The sequence below is a fragment of the Bifidobacterium sp. ESL0820 genome (assembly GCF_052606235.1).
On the sequence record NZ_CP199594.1, the window covers coordinates 1105349 to 1131288 of the forward strand.

The following is a 25940-nucleotide window of genomic DNA, read 5'->3' on the forward strand; positions in this document are numbered from 1 at the left end:
CGCTCTCAGCGTGCGATGCCGTAGGCCCCGCGCCGGTAAGGCTCAGGGTAGGGTGCCTGCTGAGCGGACAGCCCCAGTTTGTAGGCGGCCCTGAGCGGCCAGTAGGGGTCGCGCAGGCTGGCTCGACCGATCTCGACCGCATCGGCCAGACCCTTGCGTACGATCCGGTCAGCCTGCCTGGGCTTGGTGATCAGCCCCACCGCTGTGGTGGGAATCAGCACCTGGCTGCGCACCTGGTAGGAGAAGGGCACCTGGTAGTTGGGAGCGGCCGGGATCTTCACGCCTGGCACCAGCCCCCCGGTGGAAACGTCAATCAGATCCACCCCGTGCAGCTTGAGCACCTTGGCAGTGCGGATGGTCTCGTCCAGACCCCAGCCGCCAGTGGCCCAGTCGGTGGCGGACATGCGCACCAGCAGGGGCATGCCCGAGGGAATGACCTCGCGCACGGCATCGGTCACCTGGATCAGCAGGCGCATTCTGCCGGACAGGTCACCCCCGTACTCGTCGCTGCGGCGGTTGATCAGGGGATCCAGGAATTGGGAGAGCAGGTAGCCGTGGGCGGCATGCAGCTCCACGCCCAGGAAGCCGGCTTGAACGGCCCGCACGGCAGCAGAACGGAAGTCAGCCACAATGGAGGCTATCTGCGCCCGTGAGAGCTGGACCGGAACCGCCATCCTCCCGAAGGCGATGGGGCTGGGGCCCACGGGTTGCCAGCCTCCTTCGGCCACGGGCACGGTGGCGTTGATATAGCCCATGGAGGAGCACCCGGAGGAGCCCTTGCGCCCCGAATGGTTGAGCTGGACGATGGGGACGGCTCCAGCGGCCTTGACATCCCGGACGATGCCCTGCCAGGCCCTGGTCTGCTCGTCATCCCACAGCCCCACGTCGCAGGGAGAGATCCGCCCCTGGGGGTTTACGGCCGTGGCCTCCCCGATGACGACTCCGAAGCCGCCCAGGGCCCTGGACACATAGTGTTGATAGTGGAAGTTGGTAGGAACCCCGTCATGCCGCAGGGACGAATAAGTGTCCATGGGCGGCATCCAGATCCTATTGCGGATGTGCTGGTCGCGCAGTTCCATGGGCTGGAAGAGCGCAGGCAGGGCCTTCTCCCGTCTTCTTCCCGATTTTGGTTTCCTGGCCTTTTTGACTCTTTTCGCCTTCTTGGCCTTCTTGTCCTTTTTGGACGATTTGATCCCCTTGGCAGCCTTGCCAGTCTTCTTCTTTCCGTCGGCGGCATCCGACTCAAAGGACCAGATCGGTTTGGACACATCCAACCTGCCAGAGCCGCTCACCGGCCCCGGCATGGCCTGATCCTCGTTAACCCGGCCGTCGGCCCGAGGGGCCTTGTCATCCAGCTCTGAATATTCCTGGACCATCTGTTCCTGCCTCTCCCGGCGGACGGCCGTACCCCTCGTGGTCCCGCCCGTCGACGAATCCCTGATGGTCTCCATTGTAGGCACAGCCTCGCTCGGATCCCAGCCGGGATTCGACAAGCAGTCATCCAGCCAGGTACTAGTCGGCCGCGGGCACTGTTTGAGCCTCTTCCGAGGTCAACTCCCCGATCTCCGGCTCCTGCGCTTCTACGCCACGGGTCATCTGACGCTGCTGCATCGGAGCCGGCTGCTGAGGCTGGACCCCGCCAGTGAAGCGTGCATCGGGATTGCCATAGGAGTTGTCCGGTTGAATGTTGGCAGCGGCCAGGTAGGTGTTCATGAACTCCTTCCATGCCGGGGTGGCGATGTACATGCCGTACCAAGTGCCCATGGACCGTCCGTTGATGACCTTGCCATTGAAGGAGACCTGACCCTCGGCATTGCCCACAGTGACGAAGGAGGCCACCTGGGGCACGAATCCGCCGGTCAGCATGTACTTGTCCTCATGGGTGCCCGTCTTGGCGAAGGTCTTGCGACCCCCGTCCAGCTGGGTCACGGCCGCCTCGCCTCCGGGCTGGACCACGCCCTGGTTGAGGGCATAGGCGGTGGTCTCGGCGATGCCCGGGTCGATGGCCTGATGGCAGTTGGCCTTGGGCACCTTGATGGAACGCTTGTTCTTATCGATCACCTTGGTCATGGCGATAGGGCTGCAGGCCACGCCCTTGGCCGCGATGGTGGCGTAGACGTTGGCCATGGTCAGCGGGGAGGCCTGGACCGATCCGATGGTCATGGGCGGCTGGAAGCTGTTGTCTGAGTGGATGTCCATCTGGTCCTTGGGCGAATTGTGATAGCCCATGTCCTTGGCTGTATCCGCTATCGTGCACAGGCCGATCTGCTGGGCCATGGAGGCCTGGGTGGTGTTGTGCGAGCGGATCAGGCCCTGCAGGGGGCTCTCCGGCGAAGTGGTGCCGCCGCCCGAGTTCTCAACGTGCCAGCTGCCAGTGCCGAATCCATAGGAGGTACCGTCAGCCGTCTTGCAGGCGAAGGCGGTCTGCGGATAGCTGGTGGAGGTGCGCAGGGGCTGGTTGATGGACTTGCCGGCCTTCATCCAGGCCACCAGGTTGATGGGTTTCCAGGTGGAGCCCACGGGGAAACCCCAGCCGCCGCCGTCCTGCTGGTCCACTGCATAGTTGATGGCCGTGCGGGTGCCGCCGCCGGAGTTCTGGGTGGCGTCGTAAATGCGGTTGATGCCGAAGCCCAAGACCTCGCCGGTGCCCGGGCGAATGGCCGCCATGGTGACTTCGAAGCCGGACGGATCATCCACGGGGATGGTGTCCCGGGCCGCCTTCATGGCTGCGGCGTTGGCGTTGACGTCCATGGTGGTGTAGATGTCCAGGCCGCCCTCCTTGAGGAGTTTGTTGCGATCCTCCTGGCTCTTGCCGAACTCCTTGGAGTTGAGGATCTGCTTGGTCACGTAGTCACAGAAGAAGGCAGCGTCCCCGGCCGCCTGGCAGCCGGCGTCCGCAGACTGCACATGCAGCATCTGATCCAGCGGCTTGGCCTTGTTCTCCTCATACTGGCGCTGGCTGATGTAGTTCTCCTGCCTCATCAGATCCAGGACGATGTTCCGCTGCTCCTGAGCGGCCTTGATATTGACGGTGGGATCGAAGCGTGCGGGATTCTTGGTCACGGCGGCGATGGTAGCCGACTCGCCCGGATCCAGATCCTTGGCCGACTTGCTGAAGTAGCGCCTGGCTGCCGACTCAACCCCGTAGACGTTGGTGCCGAACTGGGCGATGTTCAAGTACCCTTGAAGAATCTCGGCCTTGGAGTACTTCTTCTCCATCTGCACCGCGATCAGCATCTCCCGCATCTTGCGGGCTATGGTCTCCTCCTGGGCGTGGTACTCGGCGATGGGGTCGTTGTTTTCCTCGGCCTGGTTCATGAGCACGTTCTTGACGTACTGCTGGGTCAGGGAGGAACCGCCCTGGGTGTCGCCCTGCTTGATGTAGGTCTGGATGAAGGCCCTGAGCACGCCCTGGGTATCCACGCCTGCATGCTCGAAGAAACGACGGTCCTCACGGGCCACCACGGCCTTCTGCATGTAGTCGGAGACGTCCTTGATGGGCACCACGATCCGGTTTTGCGCATAGAAGGTGGCGATGACGGTATGCCCGTCGGAGGCGTAGAGGCGGGACTGCTGGGGCAGATCGTTGACGTTGAAGTCGATGTTCTCCGTCTTCAGGGCGGGCATCAGATTCCTGGAGACGGCGTTGATGCCGAAGACTGCGGGGAACAGGAAACCAGAGACGACCACGCCACCTGCGACGCAGAAGATGAGGTAAGCCAGCAGCAGCGTGAAGAAGCGCCTGACCGACATGGATTTCTTTTGTTCGGGCATGGTCTCCATCCTAGGCCGTCGGCTCTACCTGGCAGCGGCGTTCACATGCGTGAGCGTCGAATCAAAGGTCCGGGCTGGAAAATGATGATGGTGCGGCCCTTGCGAGAGATCCATCCCCGGTTGGAGAAGTCCATCAGGGCCTTGTTGACGGTCTCCCGTGAGGCTCCGACCAGCTGGGCCAGCTCCTCCTGGGTCAGATCGTAGGGGACCATCAGCCCCTGCTCGAAGGGCTCGCCGAAGCGTGTGGCCAGATCCAGCAGGGTCTTGGCCAGACGGGCCGGCACGTCCAGGAAGACCAGGTCGGAGATGCGCTCGTTGTCGGTCCGCAGGCGGTGGGCCAGCACCTGAAGCATGTCCACAGCCACCTTGGGATGCTGGTTGAGCCAATCGAAGAGGGCATCGTGATCCAGGGCAGCCACCTTGGTCTTGTTGACCATGACCACAGCCGAGGCGGTGCGCGGCCCGCCGGAGGGGTCAAAGACGGGAATCTCGCCCAGGATCTCCCCGCGCCCATGGATGCTGAGCAGCTGGATGCGGCGGTCGGGCGACTGGCGGACCAGCTTGACCCTGCCCTCCTCCAGCAGATACATCCGATGGTCGGTGTCCCCCTGTCGGAAGACCGTGGACCCCTTGGCATAGGTGGACTCGTGCATGGTGTCCAAAAGCTGGTCGGCGTCCTGCCTGGGCACCTGTTTGAATAGGGCGGTCTGCCTGAGGGCGTTCCCGTCATCGGGAATCTCGTTGGGCTTGTGAACCGCCATACTCTGCACTCCTTTTCGCCATGTCTGGCGGGTCTGCACCGACTCACGCATGGTTGATGACCTCGCGCCGGGTTCGACGCGACTGAGCACGATTATACCCATACACATCAACCCCCTTGCCGGTCAGGCGATCTGGGCGGTCCACTCCCCACGGCCGTAGCGCTGCTGGGCCAGAGTGCGGGCCCGTTGCTCGACCTCGGGCGCAGGACTTGATATGCGTAGATCCGACACCAGGGAGGGCAGGGTGTCCAGAAGGGCATCGATCAGGGATCGGCGGGACAGCCTGGTCTGCCTGTCGATGGGATCCACCCGGCTTCTGACCGAGGTCACGGCCTTGTCGTGGAATTTCGCCGGATCCACCTTGAGCACCTGAGCCATCAGACCGGCATCCACTGAATAGGAAAGGGTGGTGTGGTGGAGCAGTCCGCCCGGTCCGCGGGAGCCTGCTGGCAGCCTGCGCTGGGCGGCGCCCCCCATCTTGCCCCGCGGGGAGGCGATGTCATTCATGCCCTGCCATCCGGCCTGAATCCCCTGCATGCGCAGACCGCGAACCAGCCAGTAGTCGCAGATCCGGTAGGAGTCGATCAGGTCGGTCCCCTTGACGAAGTCCAGGGGCAGATAGAGCGAATAGGTGATGGCCCGGTCGGGCTGAATGACCATGGTGCCACCGCCGGTGCATCGGCGAACCAGGGTGAAGCCCAGGCTGCGCGCCCGCTCCGCGTGGACCTCCTGGCTCAGGGACTGGAAGCGCCCCAGGATCACCGCCGGCGCCGACCAATCCCAAATGCGCAGGGTGGGCAGCAGCTGGCCCTGGGCTACGGCATCATTGAGAGCCTGATCCATGGCCATCTGCATGACCGGCTCCCGTGGGCGGTCCCTGATCAGATTCAGCTTCAGGCCAGACCAACGGCGGCGGCATTCGACCTCGTCCGGCTGCGGCTGTTGAAAAGACGCCTGGTCGGGCTCTTCGTGCCTGTGGATGACCAGCCCAGCCGGCAGGGCGCGCTCCAGTGCGGTCACCAGGGTCCATGGGGACACGCCGACTACCCGTTGACCATCCCCCTCTGCCATGACCTTGTCCAGCCTCTTCAGAGCCCGACCAGGATCCAAGGGCAGCGGGATGCCGCAAATTGCGGATTCCAGCCGGGGTACCGGACTGCGATCCTCCTCGTATTCACGGGAGGCTGCCAGGGCCGGCTCCGTAAAGAAGTCGCCGTCAATCCTGCAGGAAGCAATGACTGGACGGGAGTCTGGCCCCTGGCCCAAGGTCAGGGTTACGGCCGCAAGCTTACCGCCCATCTGCTTGCCGACGCCGCGCAGAAGGGCCGGATTCAATCCGTCAACTCCCACCCGCGAGCGTCACGATGCCAGAAGGAGCCGGATGAGGATGCCAGAATCAGGATGCCTTCGATCAGCCCCCAAATCATGGCGATGGTCGGCCCGATGAAGAAGAAGAGGAAGCCGATCAGGGTGAGCATGAGCTGAGCCACACCCCGGCCGGTTCTGCCCAGGTAGAAGTTGCCCACGCCGAAGCAGCCCAGAAAGATGCTGAGCAGTCCGGCAGCCAGCTTGCTGTGCGGAGTGGGTGATATTGGATAGGGACTCCTGCCGCTGGGCATAGCCCCGGGATACCCGCCCTGGGGCATCCCCGGGTAGGGCCAAGGCATAGGAGCCTGCGGCGGATACTGCCCGCCAGGATACTGATTGCCTGGATACTGTCCTGTTGGGTATCGATTGCCCGGGTACCCGCTCGGTGGGTACTGGCCAGACGGGTACTGGCCGGGATAGCCCGGTCCCGGTTGATAGGGACTTGGAGGATTCTGGCCCCCAGGATACTGGCCACCGGAATACTGCCCAGCAGGATACTGCTGACCGGTCGGATACTGCTGACCAGCTGGATACCCGGCCGTCGGATACTGACTGGGCCGATAGGGCCCTGCCTGATACGCCCCAGGATATTGTTCGCCCTCCTGAGGGGCAAACGGGTATCCGGCATTGCCCCTCTGCCCTGTCGGATACCCGTCATGGGGATACTGACTGGCGGGAAACCGACCGGTCTGATAGGGGCTCTGGTTCCCCCCGCCGACATCCTGGCCAGCTGGATAGCCCGAAGCCTGCTGCTGCCCGTCGGCTGCATCTGGACCTGACTGGCCCGGCTGGGCTGCTCTGGCATCGGTGTCTCCCCCGGCAGGTTCCTGATGCTCGGGCGGAACCTGCGGGAACGGGGAGGGACCGAAGCCGGGATTCCCTGTCGGCATATCGCTGGACTGCCGGTCGTCCGGCTGGGGGGCATCATCCATAGTCATGCCCTCCAGTCTAGCCGCCATCCGGCCCGATCACAGACGGCTTAGGATATCCCTGCCGATCTGCTCCGTGCTCCGCTGGGTGGAGCCGGAGCGTTCGATGTCGTCCTCCACGGCCCGTTCGATGCTGGCCGCCTCATCCTCGAAGCCCAGATGATCCAGGAGCATCCCGGCCGAGAGGATGGCCGCCGTGGGGTTGGCGATCCCCTTGCCGGCGATGTCGGGGGCGGACCCGTGGATGGGCTCGAACATGGATGGGTAGGTGCCCGAGGCGTTGATGCAGCCGGAGGCCGAGTAGCCCACGCCTCCCACCACAGCCCCTGCTTCGTCCGTGAGGATGTCGCCGAAGAGGTTGTCGGTCACGATCACGTCGAAGCGGCTGGGCTCGGTCACCAGGAATATGGTGGAGGCGTCGATGTGCAGGTACTCGCGCTCCACATCGGGATACTCCTGGCCCACCTGGTCGACCAGCCGCTGCCACATGTCTCCCGCGTTGGTCAGCACGTTCTTCTTATGGACCAAGGTCAAGCGACGGCGACGCTTCATGGCCAGCTGGAAGGCGTAGCGGATGACCCGTTCCGCCCCGTAGGCCGTGTTGATGGAGACCTCGGTGGCCACCTCCTGGGGGGTGCCACGGCGAATGGAGCCGCCGGCCCCGGCATAAAGCCCCTCGGTGCCCTCCCGCACGACCACGAAGTCGATGTCACCCGGATTGGCCAGGGGCGACACCACGCCCTTGTAGAGCTTGGATGGACGAAGGTTGACATACTGGTCCAGCTCGAAACGCATTTTGAGCAGCAGTCCCCGCTCCAGGATGCCGGCCTTGATCCGGGGGTCGCCGATGGCCCCCAGGAGGATGGCATCCTGCTGCTTGAGCCGGTCCAGATCCTCGTCGGGCAGAACGGCTCCATCACGCAGGTAGCGCTCAGCGCCCAGGTCGAAGTCCTCATAGCGGATATCAGCCTTGCCTCGGGTCACCTTCTCCAGCACAGCCTGAGCCTGGGGAACGATCTCCTTGCCGATGCCGTCACCGGCAATGACCGCAATGTGATATGTTTTCTGCTTGCTATTTGTCATACCCCGAGCATAACGAGCCTGCCAGGGCCCTTTCCCGACCCCGACCGAATCCCGGACAGGCCAGGTTCAGCAGCTTTGAGGGACCATGATGGACAGACACCAGGCGTTCTCGAAGGCCAGCTCCTCCCACTGCCGGTAACGTCCGCTGATGCCTCCGTGGCCTGCCTGGACCTCGATCCTGATCAGCGCATCGGCCCCCACCTGCGGCTCCTGCAGCCTGGCCACCCACTTGAGCGGCTCCACGTAGAGCACCCGGGTGTCGTTCATGGATGTGGTCACCAGGATGGCAGGGAAGTGGTCGCTGCCGAAGAGCCGGCGCCTGCTATCAGCGTCAGGCACGTTCTCGTAGGGCGAGTAGGAGCGCATATACCGGTAGACCTGCTGATCATGCAGGGGGTCTCCCCACTCGTCCCATTCGGTCACGGTCAGCGGCAGGTCCGGGTCCAGGATGCTGGTCAGCGCATCCACGAAGGGCACATCCGCCTCGATGCCGGCATAGAGCTGAGGGGCCATGTTGGCCACGGCCCCCATCAACAGCCCGCCGGCCGACCCGCCGTTGGCCACCGTATGACGTGGATCCGCCCAACCCTGGGCCTGCAGGGCGGCAGTCACGTCGATGAAGTCCAGGAAGGTGTTGACCTTGTGCAGCCGGCGGCCCTGCTCGTACCAGGCGCGGCCCATCTCCCCGCCGCCGCGCACATGGGGAACAGCGTAGAGCACGCCTCGGTCCAGCAGGCTGAGCCTACCGGTGGAGAAGCCCGGATCCTGGCTGATCTCGTAGGCTCCATACCCGGTGATGAACATGGGTGCAGACCTGTCCGGATCACGGTCCGGCCATGGGCGGCGTTCAGGGTTTCCGGGAGCCTGGATGACCGTATCGTCGGGCCCGGTCCTCCCGCAGGCATCCAGCTCCGGATGCATGCCCCGACGCCAGACCAGAGACACCGGCACCAAAGCCCCATCCCTGACACGTACCAGAACCCGACGCTCGGCGTAGCGCTCGGGCCGGAAGTCGCCCAGCACCCGGGCCCGCTTGAGCAACCGGTCCACGCCCCGGACCGGGTCCAGCTCGCGCAGCTCGGCCGGGGTCCCATAGCTGCCCCGGATGTAGCGCAGCCCGGGGGCCTGGTAGGAGGGATTGTCCGTGGGGCCGATGCTGTAGAGACGGTCAATGCCGTCCCTGGCCTGGCCGGGCAGGACCTCATGGAAGCGCCAGGGCCGACCAGCCCGCAGATCTTCAAGTGCCTGATCCTTGGCGATGACAGCCATATGAGGCAGGCTGTCGGCCCGGTAGGTCAGAACCACAAAGCTGCGGTGGATGCCCAGCCCCTCGATTCCCAGCCCGCGAGCGCCTTGAAGAATGGCGGGATTGCCCGGGTCATGGTAGGGCTTTTCGGGCGGCAGGGTGGCCAGGCCTCCGGAGCGCTCGCAGCCATAGGGGCTGCCCTGGGCCAGCCGCACCCCTTCTCCCAGGCGAAACGGCGGACGGTGGCTGCGCAGATCGATCAGATCCACCTCGAAGTTGGGGTTGTTTACATTGTGGTAGACCACAGCCACCGGCAGGTCCTCCCCTGCCGGACCGGCATCTTCGAATCTGGCCAGGCTGATGTCGTACTCGACCCCCTCCTTGCGGGGGATCAAGGGCACAAACTCGCCCTGCGGGTCCTTCAGGTCCAGCATGAGCACCTCGCTGGTGGTCTTGGACCCGGTGGCAATCAGCATGGCGGATTCGTCGTAGCTGAGGCCCAGCCCCACCCAGAAACGCTCGTCGCCCTCCTGGTAGACCAGGACATCCTGGTCGGCCGAAGTGCCCACCTTATGCCGCCAGACCGTGTCCGGACGCCAGGCCTTGTCCAGGCCGGTGTAGAAGACCCATCGGCCGTCGGGGGTCAGCACTGCCCCGGAGGAGACCTGGTCGATCCGATCAGGCAGGTCTCGGCCTTGGGAAAGATCCCGGATGCGCAGGTCGTAGCGTTCGTTGCCCCTGGTGTCCAGCCCGTAGAGCATCCATCGACCGTCGGCGCTCAGATCCAGGCAACCCAGGGAGAAAAAGTCGTAGCCCTCCGCCTCGGCGTTGGCGTCGAAGATGACCTCCTCGCCCGGTATGGACCCGGGCGCCGATGAAGCCTGAACCGTTGGAGGATCCCAGTCATTCTGGCCGCGCACCGGCAGACGGCACTGCACCCCGTACTCCTGGCCCTTGAGCGTCCGTGAGAAGTACCAGTAGCCGTGCATCCGGGTTGGCACCGACATGTCGGTCTGCTGCACCCGGTCGGTGAACTCCTTGAGCAAGGTAGCCCGCAGGCCCTTCTGGCCGGCCAGCCGTTCCTGGCAGTAGCTGTTCTGGTCGCGCACATAGGCCTGGGTGGCAGGATCCTCCCGGTTGCGCATCCACTCGTAGGGATCTTCGAAGTGATCCCCATGGAAGCACCGATCAGCGGGACGGCGTTGTGCATGAGGAGGCGCGGGATTGACGGCCGAAAAACTCATGGGGCGATTATATTCTGGCGCGACGACGCAGATAGGGCAGCAGGGTTCGCATCAGGTTGGCGCCCGTGGTCCCGTAGAAGACCGGCACCTGCGTCACCGGCATCGGCTGGGTGGCAGTGCGCTTGAACAAGGATCCCAACCCGGTCTCCTGGAGGCTCAGCTGGCGGATGCCGATGGCCAGGACCCGGTCCGGATATTGGCGCACCACCTGGGCGAAGGTGGCGGGGTCGCTCTGCCCGTCATCGCCCATGAGCACGAAGCGCATCCGAGGGAAGTCGGCCATGAGCTGGTGGATGAACTCCATCTTGTGCTGCACGATGGAGGGCACGAAAGTCTTGGGCCTGGGATCCAGATCCCGCAGCAGCAGGGGGCCGGCCGGAAAGCCGTGGTCGCGAATGAAGCCGCGTATGGACCCTTCCACATTCCAGGGCGAGGCCGACAGGTAGAAAAAGGGCATCCGGGGATCCAGGTCGCGGATGCGGTTGTAGAGCACGGCCATGCCCGGCACCGAGGACCTGCGGTGCGGATTTGACAGGAGCAGGTTCCAAGCAGCCTTCCAATGATTGGGCACCTGGCTGATCATGATGGTGTCGTCCACGTCGGATATGACGCCGACAGGGGTCTGACCGGGCACGATGTACAGCGGCGCATCCACAGGCCGGCGGCCCCGCACCTGGTAGGAGACCCGGTGCACGCCTGGGGTCAGCCGATGCTCGGCCACCAGATCAAGGTAGCCCGATCGGTCGGAGAAGACCGCATCCGCGCTCAGGCTGCGGCTGGGATCAACGGCATCGTAGACCGAGGAATCGCCCACCTGGACCCTCCCGATGGCGGTGCTGTCAATGGCCAGCCTGACCCTGGTCCTGGGCGCGGGTACGGTCAGCAGACCGCGGATGCCCCGGATGGCCGGATCCTCACGTCTGCGGCCGTCGGTCAGAATAGTGCGACAGATCAGCCGGGAGTATGACTCAGTGCCATAACCCACATAGGGTTGGACGTCGGCCGACCAACCCATGCGGCCTGTCATATTGATGGACAGGCCCACCCAGAGGTCGAAGGCGCCCGTTACCAGATGCCTCAGCAGACGCACCGGAGCAGGTCTGCTCTGGATGTCCTCCCCGGGCGTAGCTGAATCGAAGGTGGTGCTGACCGATCGAACCCGCAGGGGCCCTCCGTCACGGCCGGATCGCCTGGTCATATCCGAACCGTCAGTTCAGGCTCTTCAGCAGCTGACCGTACTCCTCGGCGCTCATCAGATCGGGCTCGTCATCCTCCAGGTCGATCTTGGCTATCCAGCCCTCCCCATAAGGGTCTGAATTGATGACTTCAGGATCGTCCGAGGCCGCCCTGTTGACGTAGGCGATGGTGCCCGCCACTGGGCAAACCACCGGCTCCACCGCCTTGGAGGACTCAAGCTCGATGACCTCGTCGCCAGCATCGACGTGGGTGCCGGTCTCGGGCAGATCCAAAAATACCAGGTCTCCCAACTGGTCCGCCGCATATTCGGTCACGCCCATAGGCGCAGGAGACTGACTGGGGTCGATCCAGACGTGATCCTGGGAATACCGCAGGTGGTCGGGCACGTCCAAACGGGAGGTTCCATCACTGTGTTCATCGCTCATGGTTCCAGCCTACTCGACCGTCTGCCGTGACAGGTGCATCTACCGGGCCGGACCCGGCGGAACCTGCCCCTCCACCTTGACCATGGTCCCGGCCGGGGCGTTGTCGTAGATCCACTTGGCATCCTGCTCGTACATATTGATGCAGCCGTGGGATCCGTAGTGGGTGGGGTCGCCCTTGGCGATGCCCCCGTAGTTCCAGTCGGCCGTATGGAAGCCCTCGCTGCCGTTGTAGTAGGAGACCCATCTGACATTGGGCGAGACGTAGCCGGGGCCGCGCATGGTCTGGACTGTGTAACGCACGTTGATGAAGAAGGTGCCGGTATCTGACTGGTCCCCATCGTAGGGCTTACCCGAGCAGATGGGGAAGGTCTTGACCTCGGTGGTGCCATGGTAGGCGGTGGCGGTCTGATCGCTCAGGTTGACCTGGATCCAGGTGTCACCGTCAGGCACGTCGTAGCGGGCCACACGTGTCTGCTCCTTATGCGGGGTGACATCGGCACGCGCCTGAACCGGGTTCGCGTCACCCTGGACCAGAGCTTTGACGACCAGATCAGCTGTGGCGGGTACATCCGAAACCCGGACCCCGTCCACACCCTTGGTGGTCTCAGCCACCACTTCGCCCTTGGTGTTCTTGACGTTGACGGCGGTGACCATATCCCGATCCAGATGCCGGGCCAGCTCCTGGTCCAGATACTGCTGGATGGCCTGCCGATCGAAGCCCAGCTCCATGGTCCCCTTGCCGAGGTCTGTCACCGGCTTGACCCAGGTGGCCACGGTGGCGGCCGGAACAGTCATGACATCGTCATCGGTCCCCTTGATGACCAGGTCCTTGGCCAGCCGTTGATTGGCTTGAGAAGCCACCTGATTGGCCGTATCCAGGCTGATGGGCATGCCCACGTCCTTGTAGACCAACCCTACGGCCAGCCGCCTGCCGGGCTTGTCTATCAGGGAGGAGACAGCATTTTGCACACGGCCCAGCTCGGGCCCCTTGCCGCCACGCCCCTCCTGGGCCCTGAAAGCGTGGGCGCCGGAATCAAAGACGATGGTAGAGGGGACGGAACGGTCCTGGCGGTCGATGAAGTGCTCGGTCAGATACTTATTCATGGCCAGTTGGTCCCGCTCGGCCACCAAGGGTACAGCTTCGCTATGGAAGGGGTTGAGCCGGGAGAGGCCTGCAGAGCCCTTGGCAGTCATGACCCGTGTGACCGTGGCATCCTGATCCACGCTCACACCCAAGTCCTTTAGCCCGGCCCGGGCGGAGGCCCCTTCGCCTTTGAGCTCCACCTGGGAGTCACGCACCTGTTGATCGACGATCTGACGGACCTGGTCGCTGGTCCGGCCCATCATCATCTTTCCGCCCAAGGTGACGCCGGGGGCCACCCGATCACGGAAGAAGGCACGGGCGCCGAACCAGCACCCTACCAGAATCAGCACAGCCAGAAGCAGCAGGGCCAGGATGGTACGCCCCCGATGACGGCTCGACTGGGCCTCGTGGGCGGGACCTGCGCCTAGTGCCCGATTCGCCTGCTTATCAGCGGACAGGTCCACAGGGTCGGGCCCGTCACCGGTCGCCGGCGGCATGGTCACAGTTTCGGCCTGGTCGACGTCCGAGATACGAGGCTCTTCTTGCCCCTCCATGGCCATAGCACACCTTTCGCTGCTTACAGTTCCCTGTAATATCTTACGACAGGACCAGGTCCGAAAGCACGGGACTTCCCAAATGGGTCAGAGCTCGCTGCCATACCATTGCTCAATCATGTACCTGGCCACGCTGGCCGTCTGGGGTATGCGCAACCGGCCCGAGGCCAAGGCAGCGCCGAGTTCCTCCCGCGTGAACCAGTTGGCGTCATCGGTCTCCTGACCATCCACCCGGATGTCCGTATTCAGGGATCTGGCTCTAAAGGCCACCATCAGAGAGGATGGGAAGGGCCAGGGCTGGGAGCCCAGGTACCGCATCTCCCCCAGGTTCAGGCCCACCTCCTCCAGGGTCTCCCGCCGGACTGCATGCTCCAGATTCTCCCCGGCCTCGACGAATCCAGCAGTGACTGAACGAAAACCGGGAGCCCACTGCCGATTGTGCTGGAGCAGAAGCCGATCGTGGCTGTCCACCACGGCCGTGATCACTGCGGGCTCGATGCGGGGAAAGAGCGTGTGCCTGTCTCCTGATGCACTCCCCTGGCAGATCTGAGCCCATCCGGCCTGGCAAGGATGGACCGGAGCGCCGCAGCGGGGGCAGAAGGCCTGGCGTCCATGCCACACTGACAGGGCGACCGCGCAGGTTGCCAGGCCCACCTGCCGCGGACGGCCATGAGGAGCGTACTCGCGCAGGGCGAGCCAATCGAAGCGCTGGTCCGCGGCCTGAGCCAGGTCACGAAGAGGGTCCTGGACAGCCCGACCAGCGCAGGCAAGATTCAGATCCAGGGCCAGCCAGGACTGACGGTCGGCCGTCCCCAGGTAGTAGCAGGGAGGCTCAGACTGGCCCGTCGAGCCTCCCAGAGGACCCCGCAAGTATGCGGCAGGCAGGGTAGCCAGACGGATGCTGGCCCCGGTGCGAGAGGCCAAGGCCGCCTTGCCCCTGGGCACGGCCACCTTCTCGCCCCGCACCAGGATGACCCCAGTGCCTTCCTGTTCCAGCAGATGGTCAAGCAGCCCGGGCTGTTGCCGCGATGCCGTGTCATAGTCCACGTCCCCCTGAGCCAGGGGCAGGAAGGGCAGGGGCCCGGTAAGGGCCAGCGGGGAGAAGACCGTTTCAGGATCGCTCATGCTTGCCTCCCTACGCGATGAACCAGGTCCAGCAGGGCAGCGGCCACCTGATCGGGATGCTCGACGGCGCTGAAGTGGCCGCAGTCGTCGACGGCGGTGAAAGTCACGTCGGTTCCAGCCTGGCGCATGGCCTGAGCCAGAGGCTCCATGGCGTGTGGAGGGCTGGAGGGATCGCAGCGGCCGCTGACCAGGGCCACGGGCACTCTGATGCTGCCGGCCAGGCCGCTCTGATCCGGGCGGCCTGCAGCCATCCGTTCCCGCCAGGCGATGCCCCGGGGGTCCTGGGACTGTATCCATTCGGTCATGGTCTGCACGAAGGCGGGCGAGCGCTTGACTGTGGAATCGCCCTCCTGGGGCCTGGCGAAGTGCATGACCGGATCCAGCGTCCCCTCCACCTCGCAGGTTCTGGCGATCTGCAGGCGGTTGGCCCTGGAGGCCGGACGGTCAGCCATCATGGTGGTGTCGCACAGGGCCAGCCCGGCCACCGTCTGCGGATAGAGCCTGGCCACGGCCTCGACCAGGTAGCCTCCCATGGAAAGCCCGACCCAGATGGCCTTCTGCGCCCCCGTGGCGGCGATCATGTCCACAAAGGCTTGAGCCATGGCATCCAGGGCGCCAGGCAGGGCGCCATCAGAGTCTGCCGGGCCACAGGACGCTGGCCCAGGCAGGGGGCAATCGCCTGCCCCGGGCATATCCGGAGCATAGACAGGGAAGGGGGCCATACCCGCACGATCCGCCTGGTCGATCAGCGAGGCCGCACAGCGATCCCACATGCGGTGGTCCACGGGAAAAGCATGGACCAGCACCAGCGGCAATCCCTCCCCATGGCGATATACGGTATTGGCAATGGTCATGCTCGCCTCCAAGGATTCGCGATTCACAGCGCACCGGCCCAGGTCAGGGCGCTCATCAGCACCTTGCCGTGCCCGCCGGGCATCTGGCTTATGAAGGACTCCAGCATGTCGCCCTTGGGATCGATCCACTCCACATCCAAGGTCTCATCCTGGGGCTTGCAGTCCCCGGCCACCGGCACCAGATAGCACAGAGCGATGGCATGCTGGCGCGGATCGTAATACTCCGAGACCCCTGGCGTGGGGAAGAACTCAGCCACAGTGAAGGGCTGGGGGCTGGCAGGCAGTACAGGCAGGGCCAGCTGGCCCAGATCCTTGGCGATGTTTCTGGCCAGAGCCTCCCTGATGGTCTCATGGTAGAGGATCCGTCCGGTGATCAGGGTGCGCTCGATATTGCCCTGATCATCCACGCGCAGAAGGGTACCCACCTGGGTGACGGCGCTCATCTCATCCACGCGAACCGGCACTACCTCTACATAGGGCATGGGCAGACAGCGCCGCGCACGGTCGATGGCGTCACGGTCCAGCCATCCGGGGGGATTCGAACCCGAAAAGCCTCGGTTGAAGTCCTCTGGTGTGATGTGGGAGAAGGCGCCACGGTCGCGATCGGCATCGAAGTCGTCATCATCGGGAATCTCGTCGTTCAGCACTGGCATGGTTCCATTATCCGTACCAGGCTTGACCGCCCGCAGGACCCCGCCGGACATCTCCACCCAGAGCATATTCGGGCGCTTTCTCCAGCCTTGATGGAATGCTGAGGATTGAAAGCGGTTGCTAAGCACGGGAGCTTCCCGCGCGTCAGTCAAACTACTTCAAGGAGCGTTATCATGGCCACCACGACTATTACTTCGGATAACTTCGAGCAGACCATCAAGGACAACGACCTGGTGCTGATTGACTTCTGGGCCACCTGGTGCGGACCCTGCAAGGCCTTCGGCCCCATCTTCGAGAAGGCTTCGCAGGCCAACACCGACATCGTTTTCGGCAAGGTGGACATCGACCAGAACCAGGATCTGGCCGCGGCCGCCGACATCCAGGCGGTGCCCACACTGATGATCACCAAGCAGGGGCAGATCATCTTCAAGCAGGCTGGTGCTCTCAGGTCTTCTGACCTGGACGACCTGATCGACCAGGCACGCAAGGCCGATTTGTCAACCCCGGCACAGGTCTGAGCCGGTCGAGTTGGTTCCAAGGCAGGTTTGCACTAAAGTAGAGCTGTGTTTGTCCAGTGACCCTTTCGGCGCTGCCGGAAGCGTGCGGTCGATAGGAACTGACCAGTCGACTGATCACTGAGGATCTGTCGGTCCAACAGAGGAGAGTAATGGCGAACCACCGTAGAGGACGGATGAGTGCGGTCAAGGCTCTGACCAAGCGTCAGTGGCTGCGATTGGCTGCCGGTGTCACCGCTCTCGGCATGGTTATTGGCGCGGGCTTTGTCTCGCGCGACTTTTACACTTCCAACGAGAGTTCCGCCAAGGCAGGAGTGGCATCGTATTCAGCCACCCAGGGCCTTGGTACGGTATCCCGTGGGAGCACCAGGCAGGCCATCCGCAATGGTGCGGGCGGTGCCAACTCCGATACCTCATATGTGAATGTGCAGATCAACGGGAAGAACAAGGTGGTGCTGGGCAACGGCTTCACCAATGTCAAATCGGTCTTGGAGGCCGGAGACATCACCTTGCAGCCGGGCGACCAAATCACCCCCTCGCTGACCAGCCGGGTCAGCGAGAAGACCGTCATCCGCATCGACCGGGCCAACGCCCAGGTCAAGACGGATGAATCGCCCATCCCCTTCAACACCATCGAGGAGAAGACCGACTCCCTGCCGTCGGGCACCACCAAGGTCAAGACCGAGGGACAGAACGGCGTCATGGAGACCACCAGCCTGGTCACCGCAGCCGGCAACAAGCACCTGACCAGCAACATCTTCGCATCCTTCGTCAAGACAGTCCCCGTGGACAAGGTGATCCTGGTGGGCACTGGCGGCGGCACCCCTGCGCAGTCCGGCTCGACCACCTCCACGACCCCTGTAGGCGAAGCCCAGAGCATCGCCCATGATCTGGTCACCTCCCGCGGCTGGGGCGAAGACCAGTTCACCTGCCTGGTGCAGCTGTGGAACAAGGAATCCGGCTGGCGGACCAATGCCGCCAACCCCTCGGGCGCTTATGGCATTCCCCAGGCATTGCCCGGTAGCAAGATGGCCTCGGCTGGCCCCAACTGGCAGACCGATGCCCACACCCAGATCGTCTGGGGACTGGGCTACATCCAGGGCCGTTACGGCAATCCCTGTGGCGCGTGGGCCCAATCCCAGTCATCCAACTGGTACTGATCCCTTTTCATAAAACTCAATCAGGAACTTCCGGCAGGCTTCTTCGGTTTGCCGGAAGTTCTTTTTGTATATACGAAACAACCAATCCCAATTTCCTGCCGACTATCCGACCGTCGAGGCAAAAGGAAAGGCATCACCGAGGACTTGGTATTCCAGAGCCATATGATATAAGCTGACTTTGATTGAAACGTCATGCACGCTGGCCATGGGGATTGAGCTGGGGATGCAGATGCCACGTTGCATGCGCCGTTGCTTTCAAAGGGGACTGTATGCAATCGTCATATAGGAATCGTGCATGCTGCGTAGCTTCTCTTGCAGCCATTATCGCCTCAGTGTTGATATTGGGAAATCTCTCGGGGATTGACCTGGCGCAGGCGGATGCAACCGCGTCCCCAACAGCATCGCAAAGCACGGAAAATGAAGCTGAGGGGGTGACCCCTAATATACCTAGCTCAACCCAAGCTCCCCCTAATGCTCCAACGCCAACAGTAACTCAAAAGCTGGATTCCCCTATCCAAACAACACCTTCTCCCCCCTTTCCATCCCCCACTTCACTAGGCTCAGCAAGCCCTGCTCCTTCCACCCGGTCGACAAGCCCCTGTCTAAATAATCAATGTTCGGTCACTTTTGACACGGCACAAGCTGACACAACGACCCCTAACACTCAGACCGTCCCTTCGGAAGGTCAGGCGAAACGGCCGACCGATCCCACCAGGCACGGGTACCTCTTTGACGGCTGGTTCATTGGCCAGGTAGCCTATGACTTCAACCAGCCCGTCACCAGCAACCTGAAGCTGACCGCAAAATGGACAACAGGCGATGGCCATTGGTCCCTGGCACCTGCACATGGAGCTATATCAGGGGGCACCACCGTGACGGTGACTCCCCCAGCAACACGGGGGATCAAATTCTCACAGATCACGTCAGGATCCACCCAGTCACTGGCTTTAGGATCGGACGGCAACATCTATTCCTGGGGCAAAAATGCTTACGGTCAACAGGGCGACGGCACAAACATCGATCACCAAGCCCCAATAAAAGTAGCCAAACCAGCAAATGTACCAGCAGGATTCATTTTCACGAAGGTAGATGCTGGTGATCATTCAGCCCTTGCTATGGGTTCGGATGGCAACCTCTACACTTGGGGATTCAATGCTTCTGGACAGCTGGGCGATGGAACTACCGAAAACCGCAACAGACCTGCTCCGGTGAAAAAGCCGGATGGGGCCGCGCCTGGATTTACCTGGAAGCAGGCAAACACCAGGTGGGACCATACTGTGGCCTTGGGATCAGACGGCAATCTTTATGCATGGGGACTGAACTCATATGGACAACTCGGCAATACCAGCGTTCCGAGAGGTCCTAACAATCCAGCTGCATATAGCACTAAACCCGTCCCTGTCAGCAAGCCGGCGGGAATCACTCTTACCCGGGCGACCACGGGACGATACAGCTGCTTGGCCATGGGATCCGACGGAAAACTGTATGCCTGGGGATGGAACAGTTATGGGCGCCTAGGAGACGGCACCACCACAGATCGTTTGACGCCCACCCAAGTCCTTCAGCCCAATGGGGTCACCTTCTCGCAATTCAGCGTAGGAGCCGACCACAGTTTCGCCATCACTACGAATGGGGATCTTTACGGTTGGGGATGGAATGACAGCGGGCGCCTGGGAGACGGCACCACCACAGACAGGCATGTACCTACGCTTATACCTCGCCCAGCTGGGACACCTGCAGGATTCACCTGGAAGCAGGTCATGGGCAGGGACTACCACAGCATGGGCATCGGTTCAGATGGCAATCTTTATATTTGGGGCGTCAACCGGTACGGCGAGCTGGGCTTTCCGGACGTCCCCACCGGCGAGACCAGCACCGTCATCAGACCCCGGCCTGTGCAAAAGCCGAAACCATCAGTGGCCGGGGAGGAAACCAGCTGGGTTCAGCTCTACGCTGGCTGGGAGCAATCCTTAGCCCTGGGGTCAGACGGAAACCTGTATACCTGGGGATGGAACTGCGGGGGCCAACTAGGTGATCCGACCATTCCCACAGGTTACGACAACAGCAAAGCCAAGAGGCTGACACCGGGTCTGGCGGCATTCCCGCTTACACCGGAGCTTACTGCGGTCAAATTCGACCAAACACTGGGCAGCAATCTCAAAAAAGCAGGTACAAACTGGCAGGTGGTGACACCAGCTCATAGGAAGGGGCGAGTGGATACGGCCATCACCTGGAATCTCTATGGTCCGCAACCCGATGACATCCTGGATTACATCTATGACCCGCCTACCTATGTCGTCACTTTCGACAAGGCCGACGGCAGCCAGCCCACCAGTCAGTCGGTCATCGAAGACCAAATGGCTTCCAGACCGGATCAAGACCCGACCCGTCCCGGCTTCCTATTTGATGGCTGGTTCAACGGCGATGCGGCCTACGACTTTTCTTCCCCCGTCAAGGGTCCCCTGAAACTGACAGCCCACTGGACGGCAGGCAGCGGTCAATGGACCACCTCTCCCAAACAGGGTCCCGACAGCGGTCAGACCAAGGTGACCCTGGTTCCACCTGCAGCGCGAGGCATTAGGTTCAACCAGGTCAGTGCCGGCGATGATCATTCATTGGCTCTCGGATCGGATGGGAACGTCTATTCCTGGGGTGCCAATAAATACGGACAGCTTGGCGATGGGACCACAACGGACCGCTTGACCCCGGTTCAGATTCCCAAGCCGACAGGCGTGAACCGATTCACACAGGTCAGTGCAGGAAAGGCCTTCTCATTGGCCTTGGATGACCAGGGCCACGTCTGGGCATGGGGTCTTAACAGCTCCGGACAGCTGGGCAACAATACCATTGCTACCAATGGCTCATCTGCATACAGTTCAAGCCCGATTCGCGTGCAAGCCCCAAGCGGGATGACGGCAACAAGCTTCAGCCTCACCGGCATCAGTGCTGGAATCACTCATGTCCTCGCCGTAGACGGGCAAGGCAGAGCCTGGGGCTGGGGATCCAATGAATTCGGCAAACTGGGTGTTTCCTCTGGCACTGTGGCGATGACAGGAATCACCACCAGACCCGTCCAGGTCGCAACCCCGCAAGGTGAGACGACGGGATTCCGCTATGCACAGGTCAGTGCGGGCGGCTCACATTCTTTGGCGACCGACACCCAGGGCCGTGCCTGGGGCTGGGGATCAAACCAGAACGGTGACCTGGGCAATACGAGCGATGTGGCGCTTAATAGCTACACCTTCACACCTGTCCAGGCCAAGCCGGGCACCAACCCGACAGGCGGCTTCAAGCCTGTTCAGATCATTGCCGGCAACGGCCACTCCTCCGCCCTTGATGATCTGGGACGTCTATGGACCTGGGGCGGGAACAGCAATGGAGAGCTCGGCCTGGGCGACACCACCACAAGGACTGCCCCATCTCTGGTAGCCATGCCTGCAAACGTCAGCACGTTCACGCAGTTGACAGGCAGCAGAGTTAGCGGCAATTCGCTGGCTCTGGACCAGAATGGAAGCATCTGGGGCTGGGGTCAAAACTCAACAGGCATGTTGGGGACTGGAGGCACAGGCAGCCTAAACAAACCAACCAGGATGAGCAATCCATCAGGCATTGACCACTTCGTCAAGGTCAGCGCCGGCACTGGCCACACCCTGGCCATCGCCTCCAACGGCAGCACATTGGGGTGGGGAAACAACAGCCAAGGAAGGCTGGGAAACAACGCGACACAAACAACTTATTCTCCTGTCAACGTGCTCTTCCCCTTCAGACTCGGCACCCCGTCCGCAGTACAATTCGGAGGCACCTCAGGAACCAGCCTAAGCTCCACGGGGCAGAAGGACGGCGCCTGGACTGTGCTGACGCCGAACCACCAGGCCGGCGACACGACTGTCAGCATCGCTTGGACGCTCAATGGGGCTCCACAACCCAACGATGAGACCAATGCCTTCCGTTTCATCCACTATGGCATCCTCCCCCTGACCGGAGAGGCAGGCATCCTAGTGACCATCCTAACCGGCTTGCTGGCCGCAGTCGCTGGCCTGGCCGCCAACCGGCAACGCCTTGAAGCACAAAGCGCACAAGGCGGAAAAGCAGCCGCTCGGCACAAGCACTGACATGCACGAACGAGCAGGGCCCCGCCACTAAAAGGTGTCGGGGCCCTGCTGCGGTCTCTGTGCCTGATTTGCTCTCTGCGCACCCTCAAACAGTCAGGTCAACCTGACAACAGCATGACGACGAACCGCACTGCTGAACAATGGTTCTGAAGAATGCTGCTTGTGGAGAGCTCGTAATTCTAAAACTGGCTCAGAGCACAGCCTGAAGCACAAAGTCCAGGATGAAGAGGGCAGAGACCGCCCAGATGATGGGGTGGACCTCCTTGCCCTTGCGCTTGCAGACCATGGTCAGGCAGTAGGTGATGAAGCCGGCGGCCACACCATAGGAGATGGAGTAGGCAAAGCCCATGAAGATGGCCGTGAAGAAGGCCGGAATGGCCTCAGACAGCTCGCCCCACTCAATCTCGGCGAAGGAGCTCATCATCATGCAGCCCACAATGACCAGGACGGGTGCAGTGGCCGCCGAAGGCACAGCCGAGATCAAGGGAGCGAAGACGGCGCTGAGCGCGAAGCAGGCGGCGATAACCACCGAGGTCAGGCCGGTTCGGCCACCAGCTGCGATGCCCGCTGCGGACTCCACATAGGTGGTGGTGTTGGAGGTGCCGAAGAGGGCGCCGATGGAGGTCGCCGTAGCATCGGCGAACAGGGCCTTATCCATCTTGGAGCTGAAGCCTCGGCCGTTTTCCAGAGCCTGCTCGTCCTCGGCTGAGAAGATGCCTGAGCGCCGGCCGGTGCCCACAAAGGTGCCGATGGTGTCGAAGGTGTCCGACAGGGAGAAGGCGAAGATGGTCACCAGAACCACTGGCAGCTTGGCCGGGTCGGAGAAGAGCGCAGGGAATCCATCCTGGCTGAAAATGGCCAGGAAGGTCTGCGGCAACTGTGACCAGGCCTGACCCAGATCGACCGACTTGGCCATGCTGGTAACCCCCATGGGAATGCCCAGGAGGGTGACCACGATGATGGCGATGACAAAGGCGCCCTTGTTGATGAAGGCCAGGTGACCCTTGAACTTGAAAATCAGCAGGAAGACGGTCAGCAGCAAGCCGATGACGAAGAGGATGACCCCAGGGGTGTTAAAAGTGGTCAGCCCAGGGTTGGCGCCGGCCGCCGAGGTCTTGTCAGGGGTGAACTTGATGATGCCCACATTGAGCAGACCCACATAGGCGATGAAGACGCCGATGCCACCACCGATGGCGTGCTGAAGCAGGGGTGGAATGGCCTGGATGATCATCTTGCGCAGCTTGGTGGCCGTGACCAGGATGTTGATCAGGCCGCACAGGAAGACCATGCACATGGTCTGCTGCCAGGTGAAGCCCAGCCCCTTGACCACGGTGAAGGTGAAGAAGGCATCCAACCCGACTCCTGGCGCCACGCCGTAGGGCACGTTGGCCACCAGCCCCATGATCAGGGTGCCGATGATGGCAGCGATCAGAGTGGCGAGAAAGACAGCGCCCCAGGGCATGCCCGCTGTAGAGAGCACCGAGGGATTCACCACGATGATGTAAGCCATGGCGAAGAAGGTGGTGATGCCTGCTACCACTTCCGTAGAGACTGTGGTATTATTATCCGAAAGCCGAAATAGCTTATGCATATTCGATTCCTTATTGTCTTATTTGGCGATGAGACAAGGAAAGAATATCACGAGCTCTCGGCTTTTTCTGTTACAAGTCCCCCACCCTATTGAGCTCTAGAGTTATACGCCAAGATTTGTGCCCGTTAGTCTGCGATTTCAGAGTATTTGACTGATACGTGGAACTCGTCCCAGTCACTGGTGGTACCTAGGTGTTGTGCTAGTGAAATCAGAAAGCTATTGGGATGTCAAAAGCTTTCCCGACAGATGTGTTCTAGCTTTCATCTCTGTTTTCAATGGTGCGCAACCTTGTTTCCATGAAATACAGAGTTTGTGCGATGCCTGTCCAGACTGTTGCAGCTTGACTCGTGGAATGATGCTGCTGATGAAGGACCGTGTTGCCGGGTGCATGATTTAATCTAAATCGGCTTCGGATCCTTCCAACGAAACCAGGAAGTTCTAACTCGTATCCTGATCTGTGATTCACAGACTCCTTTAATATATGACCACAAGCCATACCCAGTATGGCCCGGACTAATCGTGCAATATGCGAAAGGCTACCGCCTAAGCAGAGTGCGCCTTATCGCCATGCTTCAAGGTATGACCCTACAATTCACAGCACTTTGCTCCAGTTGAATCCCGTGGTGGTGAAGCCTACGGATTCTTTCACGTTCTGAACAGGATCTCGGTACCTATCAGCAGCTTGCATGATCTGAGACTGGAAATTAATAGGGGGTGCCGTGGGTGAGGAAGTATGGGGCTTCGTTGTGTTTGGTCTGGAAGGCCGAAATCCTAGTGTTGGTTCAAAATCTGAGATAAGGGGTGATGACTTATGGAGCCTTCAGGGAAAGTGCCTGCAGCGTTCTTGTAGTTCCATCAAGTCATACATAAAACATATGAGGCTATGAGGTTAGTCTGGTTTGGGAATAGGAGTGTTAGGACTCTTAGTCGTGGCAGACATATCTCATTGTTACCTGCCCTGTGAAACAGCCGGGCACCTTCTGGCCGTCTTTGGTTTGGTAACCGATGACCCGTCCGCCTTGGCAGTCGACTTCGTATAGATTCCTCACAGCGAACCAAGCCTTTCTCTTTTGATACCGCTTCCTGTATGCCGGAGGATCGTATCCTTTCGGCCGCTGTACGTCGTTCCCATAGCCGTAGGCGACGATTTCACCTACGGCCGCTTTCTTGCCTCCAGCATCAACCAGGAGGATTTCCCTGAGGCGGGATCTGTTCTTTTCTAGCGGTGGTTTCCCGACGGTCATAAAGGTGCGTCCTCCATGACTCTGTGAGTTCTTCAGTTGGGCTTCAATGATCTCTTCCCCGCTGTAGGAACCACTGGAGGTCAGCTTGTAGGCCACGATTTCCTGGCTAGAGGGGAGCGGATCGTTTTGCTGGTAGGACTGCAGCAGCTCCGGGTAATATTTGAGTTTGGCCACTGTCCGATAAGTGCGGCCTGTTTGGTCCATGACCCAGTCACTAATGTAGAGGTCGATGGCCGACAGGACTGCGAGCATCTTATCCAGGTACAGGTCCGTTTGAATACTTAGGACGTTCTCGCCATGGGAGACCCTGTTGCGCAGGCGGCGAATTCTGTCGATATCAAGCAGGAGTTTCACCCGTTGCTGATCATTGACCTTGCTATGGGTCATCTCCGGAAAGGCCTTATGCAAAGCCTCTTTCCAGAGCTGCCGTGCAGCCGCCGCCCTCTTGAGGACTGTTGGGTCTTTGCTCTTGAAATCCGTAGGTCCAAGTAACCGTTGCCAACCTCCGAACATCAAATGCGAGAATGCATCATGCCTGTTCGGGTATTGGCCATGCTTGTGGTGATTAGAATTCTTTTCCCATATCCGGTATACCCTGCGGCATGAGTACCACAGCTTCCCTATTTGGTCTGCGCCCAGTAGTTCCTCAATAAGAGGTGGCGCCTGGCTCAGAGGGGCAGTCTCATGACCTTCGAACCATTCGGGCTGCGGCGTTTTCCCAAGCCAGTCGTCATATCCATTAGCACGAGCCCAAAGTATCAGCTCCTTGTCCATCGCATTGCGCACACTCATCTCGACAAAGGAGATCTGCGTGACTGCCACTCCGGAGAATAAGGTATTCCAACGGTATAAGTCAGCGGCTTCCACTCCCGGGTGTTTCCGGGCCTCTTTCTTATAGGGTTCCAAGCGCTTCTCTGATATCGCCAGATCCATAATCGAGTGAGTTGCATCTTCCATAAGTCTATGATAATTTATAAAAGCAATAAGTTCTTCGCCCCTGTACCGTAAGATATAGGGGCGTCG

At 61.4% G+C, this 25940-nt stretch carries 18 protein-coding genes; 3 read left to right on the plus strand and 15 right to left on the minus strand.

Features of this window, described 5'->3' with window-relative positions; genetic code table 11:
- Positions 1 to 5: 5 nt before the first annotated feature.
- The 13 genes from ACUIAH_RS04460 to ACUIAH_RS04520 form a co-directional block, all read right to left on the minus strand.
- Positions 6 to 1376, minus strand: a complete 1371-nt coding sequence (locus tag ACUIAH_RS04460) for an NADH:flavin oxidoreductase/NADH oxidase (protein WP_306222217.1) — start codon at positions 1374 to 1376, stop codon at positions 6 to 8.
- A gap of 136 nt (positions 1377 to 1512) precedes the next feature.
- A complete protein-coding gene (locus ACUIAH_RS04465) occupies positions 1513 to 3774 on the minus strand; it encodes a transglycosylase domain-containing protein (protein ID WP_445340474.1) in 2262 nt (753 codons plus the stop codon).
- Positions 3775 to 3815: 41 nt separating this feature from the next.
- Positions 3816 to 4535: a Crp/Fnr family transcriptional regulator gene (locus ACUIAH_RS04470; RefSeq protein WP_024627458.1), complete on the minus strand. Its 720-nt coding sequence runs from the start codon at positions 4533 to 4535 to the stop codon at positions 3816 to 3818.
- Between the two features lie 123 nt (positions 4536 to 4658).
- Entirely contained in the window at positions 4659 to 5885 is a 1227-nt protein-coding gene (locus tag ACUIAH_RS04475) for a lipoate--protein ligase family protein (RefSeq protein WP_445340475.1), read from the minus strand.
- The gene (locus ACUIAH_RS04480; protein WP_445340476.1) at positions 5867 to 6841 is read right to left on the minus strand and encodes an NINE protein; all 975 of its coding nucleotides are present in this window, start codon (positions 6839 to 6841) and stop codon (positions 5867 to 5869) included. Before ACUIAH_RS04480 ends, ACUIAH_RS04475 begins: the two co-directional genes overlap by 19 nt.
- A gap of 30 nt (positions 6842 to 6871) precedes the next feature.
- Positions 6872 to 7915 carry a 3-isopropylmalate dehydrogenase gene (locus ACUIAH_RS04485; RefSeq protein ID WP_045923997.1) on the minus strand — a complete coding sequence of 348 codons (1044 nt, stop codon included), beginning with the start codon at positions 7913 to 7915 and terminating at the stop codon, positions 6872 to 6874.
- 66 nt (positions 7916 to 7981) lie between these two features.
- Positions 7982 to 10405 (minus strand): S9 family peptidase, encoded by a 2424-nt coding sequence (locus tag ACUIAH_RS04490; RefSeq protein ID WP_445340477.1) that lies wholly within the window; start codon positions 10403 to 10405, stop codon positions 7982 to 7984.
- Between the two features lie 7 nt (positions 10406 to 10412).
- Positions 10413 to 11603 (minus strand): App1 family protein, encoded by a 1191-nt coding sequence (locus ACUIAH_RS04495; RefSeq protein ID WP_445340478.1) that lies wholly within the window; start codon positions 11601 to 11603, stop codon positions 10413 to 10415.
- A 10-nt stretch (positions 11604 to 11613) separates the two neighbouring features.
- Entirely contained in the window at positions 11614 to 12027 is a 414-nt protein-coding gene (gene gcvH, locus ACUIAH_RS04500) for a glycine cleavage system protein GcvH (protein ID WP_024627451.1), read from the minus strand.
- A 39-nt stretch (positions 12028 to 12066) separates the two neighbouring features.
- Positions 12067 to 13671, minus strand: a complete 1605-nt coding sequence (locus ACUIAH_RS04505; RefSeq protein ID WP_445340479.1) for a L,D-transpeptidase family protein — start codon at positions 13669 to 13671, stop codon at positions 12067 to 12069.
- An 81-nt stretch (positions 13672 to 13752) separates the two neighbouring features.
- Positions 13753 to 14790: an NAD(+) diphosphatase gene (gene nudC / locus ACUIAH_RS04510; RefSeq protein ID WP_445340480.1), complete on the minus strand. Its 1038-nt coding sequence runs from the start codon at positions 14788 to 14790 to the stop codon at positions 13753 to 13755.
- Positions 14787 to 15644 carry an alpha/beta fold hydrolase gene (locus tag ACUIAH_RS04515; protein WP_445340481.1) on the minus strand — a complete coding sequence of 286 codons (858 nt, stop codon included), beginning with the start codon at positions 15642 to 15644 and terminating at the stop codon, positions 14787 to 14789. Before ACUIAH_RS04515 ends, nudC begins: the two co-directional genes overlap by 4 nt.
- Before the next feature lie 23 nt (positions 15645 to 15667).
- The gene (locus tag ACUIAH_RS04520) at positions 15668 to 16297 is read right to left on the minus strand and encodes an NUDIX hydrolase family protein (protein WP_101431990.1); all 630 of its coding nucleotides are present in this window, start codon (positions 16295 to 16297) and stop codon (positions 15668 to 15670) included.
- A gap of 171 nt (positions 16298 to 16468) precedes the next feature.
- Here ACUIAH_RS04520 and trxA point away from each other — a divergent pair, with 171 nt between their 5' ends.
- The 3 genes from trxA (at position 16469) to ACUIAH_RS04535 (ending at position 22082) form a co-directional block, all read left to right on the plus strand.
- Positions 16469 to 16813, plus strand: a complete 345-nt coding sequence (gene trxA / locus ACUIAH_RS04525; RefSeq protein WP_045923993.1) for a thioredoxin — start codon at positions 16469 to 16471, stop codon at positions 16811 to 16813.
- A 149-nt stretch (positions 16814 to 16962) separates the two neighbouring features.
- On the plus strand, positions 16963 to 17970 hold the full coding sequence (locus ACUIAH_RS04530; protein ID WP_445340482.1) for a G5 domain-containing protein: 1008 nt from the start codon (positions 16963 to 16965) through the stop codon (positions 17968 to 17970).
- Positions 17971 to 18239: 269 nt separating this feature from the next.
- Positions 18240 to 22082 carry an RCC1 domain-containing protein gene (locus ACUIAH_RS04535; RefSeq protein ID WP_445340483.1) on the plus strand — a complete coding sequence of 1281 codons (3843 nt, stop codon included), beginning with the start codon at positions 18240 to 18242 and terminating at the stop codon, positions 22080 to 22082.
- Positions 22083 to 22272: 190 nt separating this feature from the next.
- Here ACUIAH_RS04535 and ACUIAH_RS04540 read toward each other — a convergent pair whose 3' ends face one another.
- Complete coding sequence (locus ACUIAH_RS04540; protein ID WP_024627443.1) at positions 22273 to 23673, minus strand: NCS2 family permease; 1401 nt, start codon at positions 23671 to 23673, stop codon at positions 22273 to 22275.
- 923 nt (positions 23674 to 24596) lie between these two features.
- Positions 24597 to 25850 (minus strand): hypothetical protein, encoded by a 1254-nt coding sequence (locus tag ACUIAH_RS04545; RefSeq protein WP_445340484.1) that lies wholly within the window; start codon positions 25848 to 25850, stop codon positions 24597 to 24599.
- Positions 25851 to 25940: the final 90 nt, after the last annotated feature.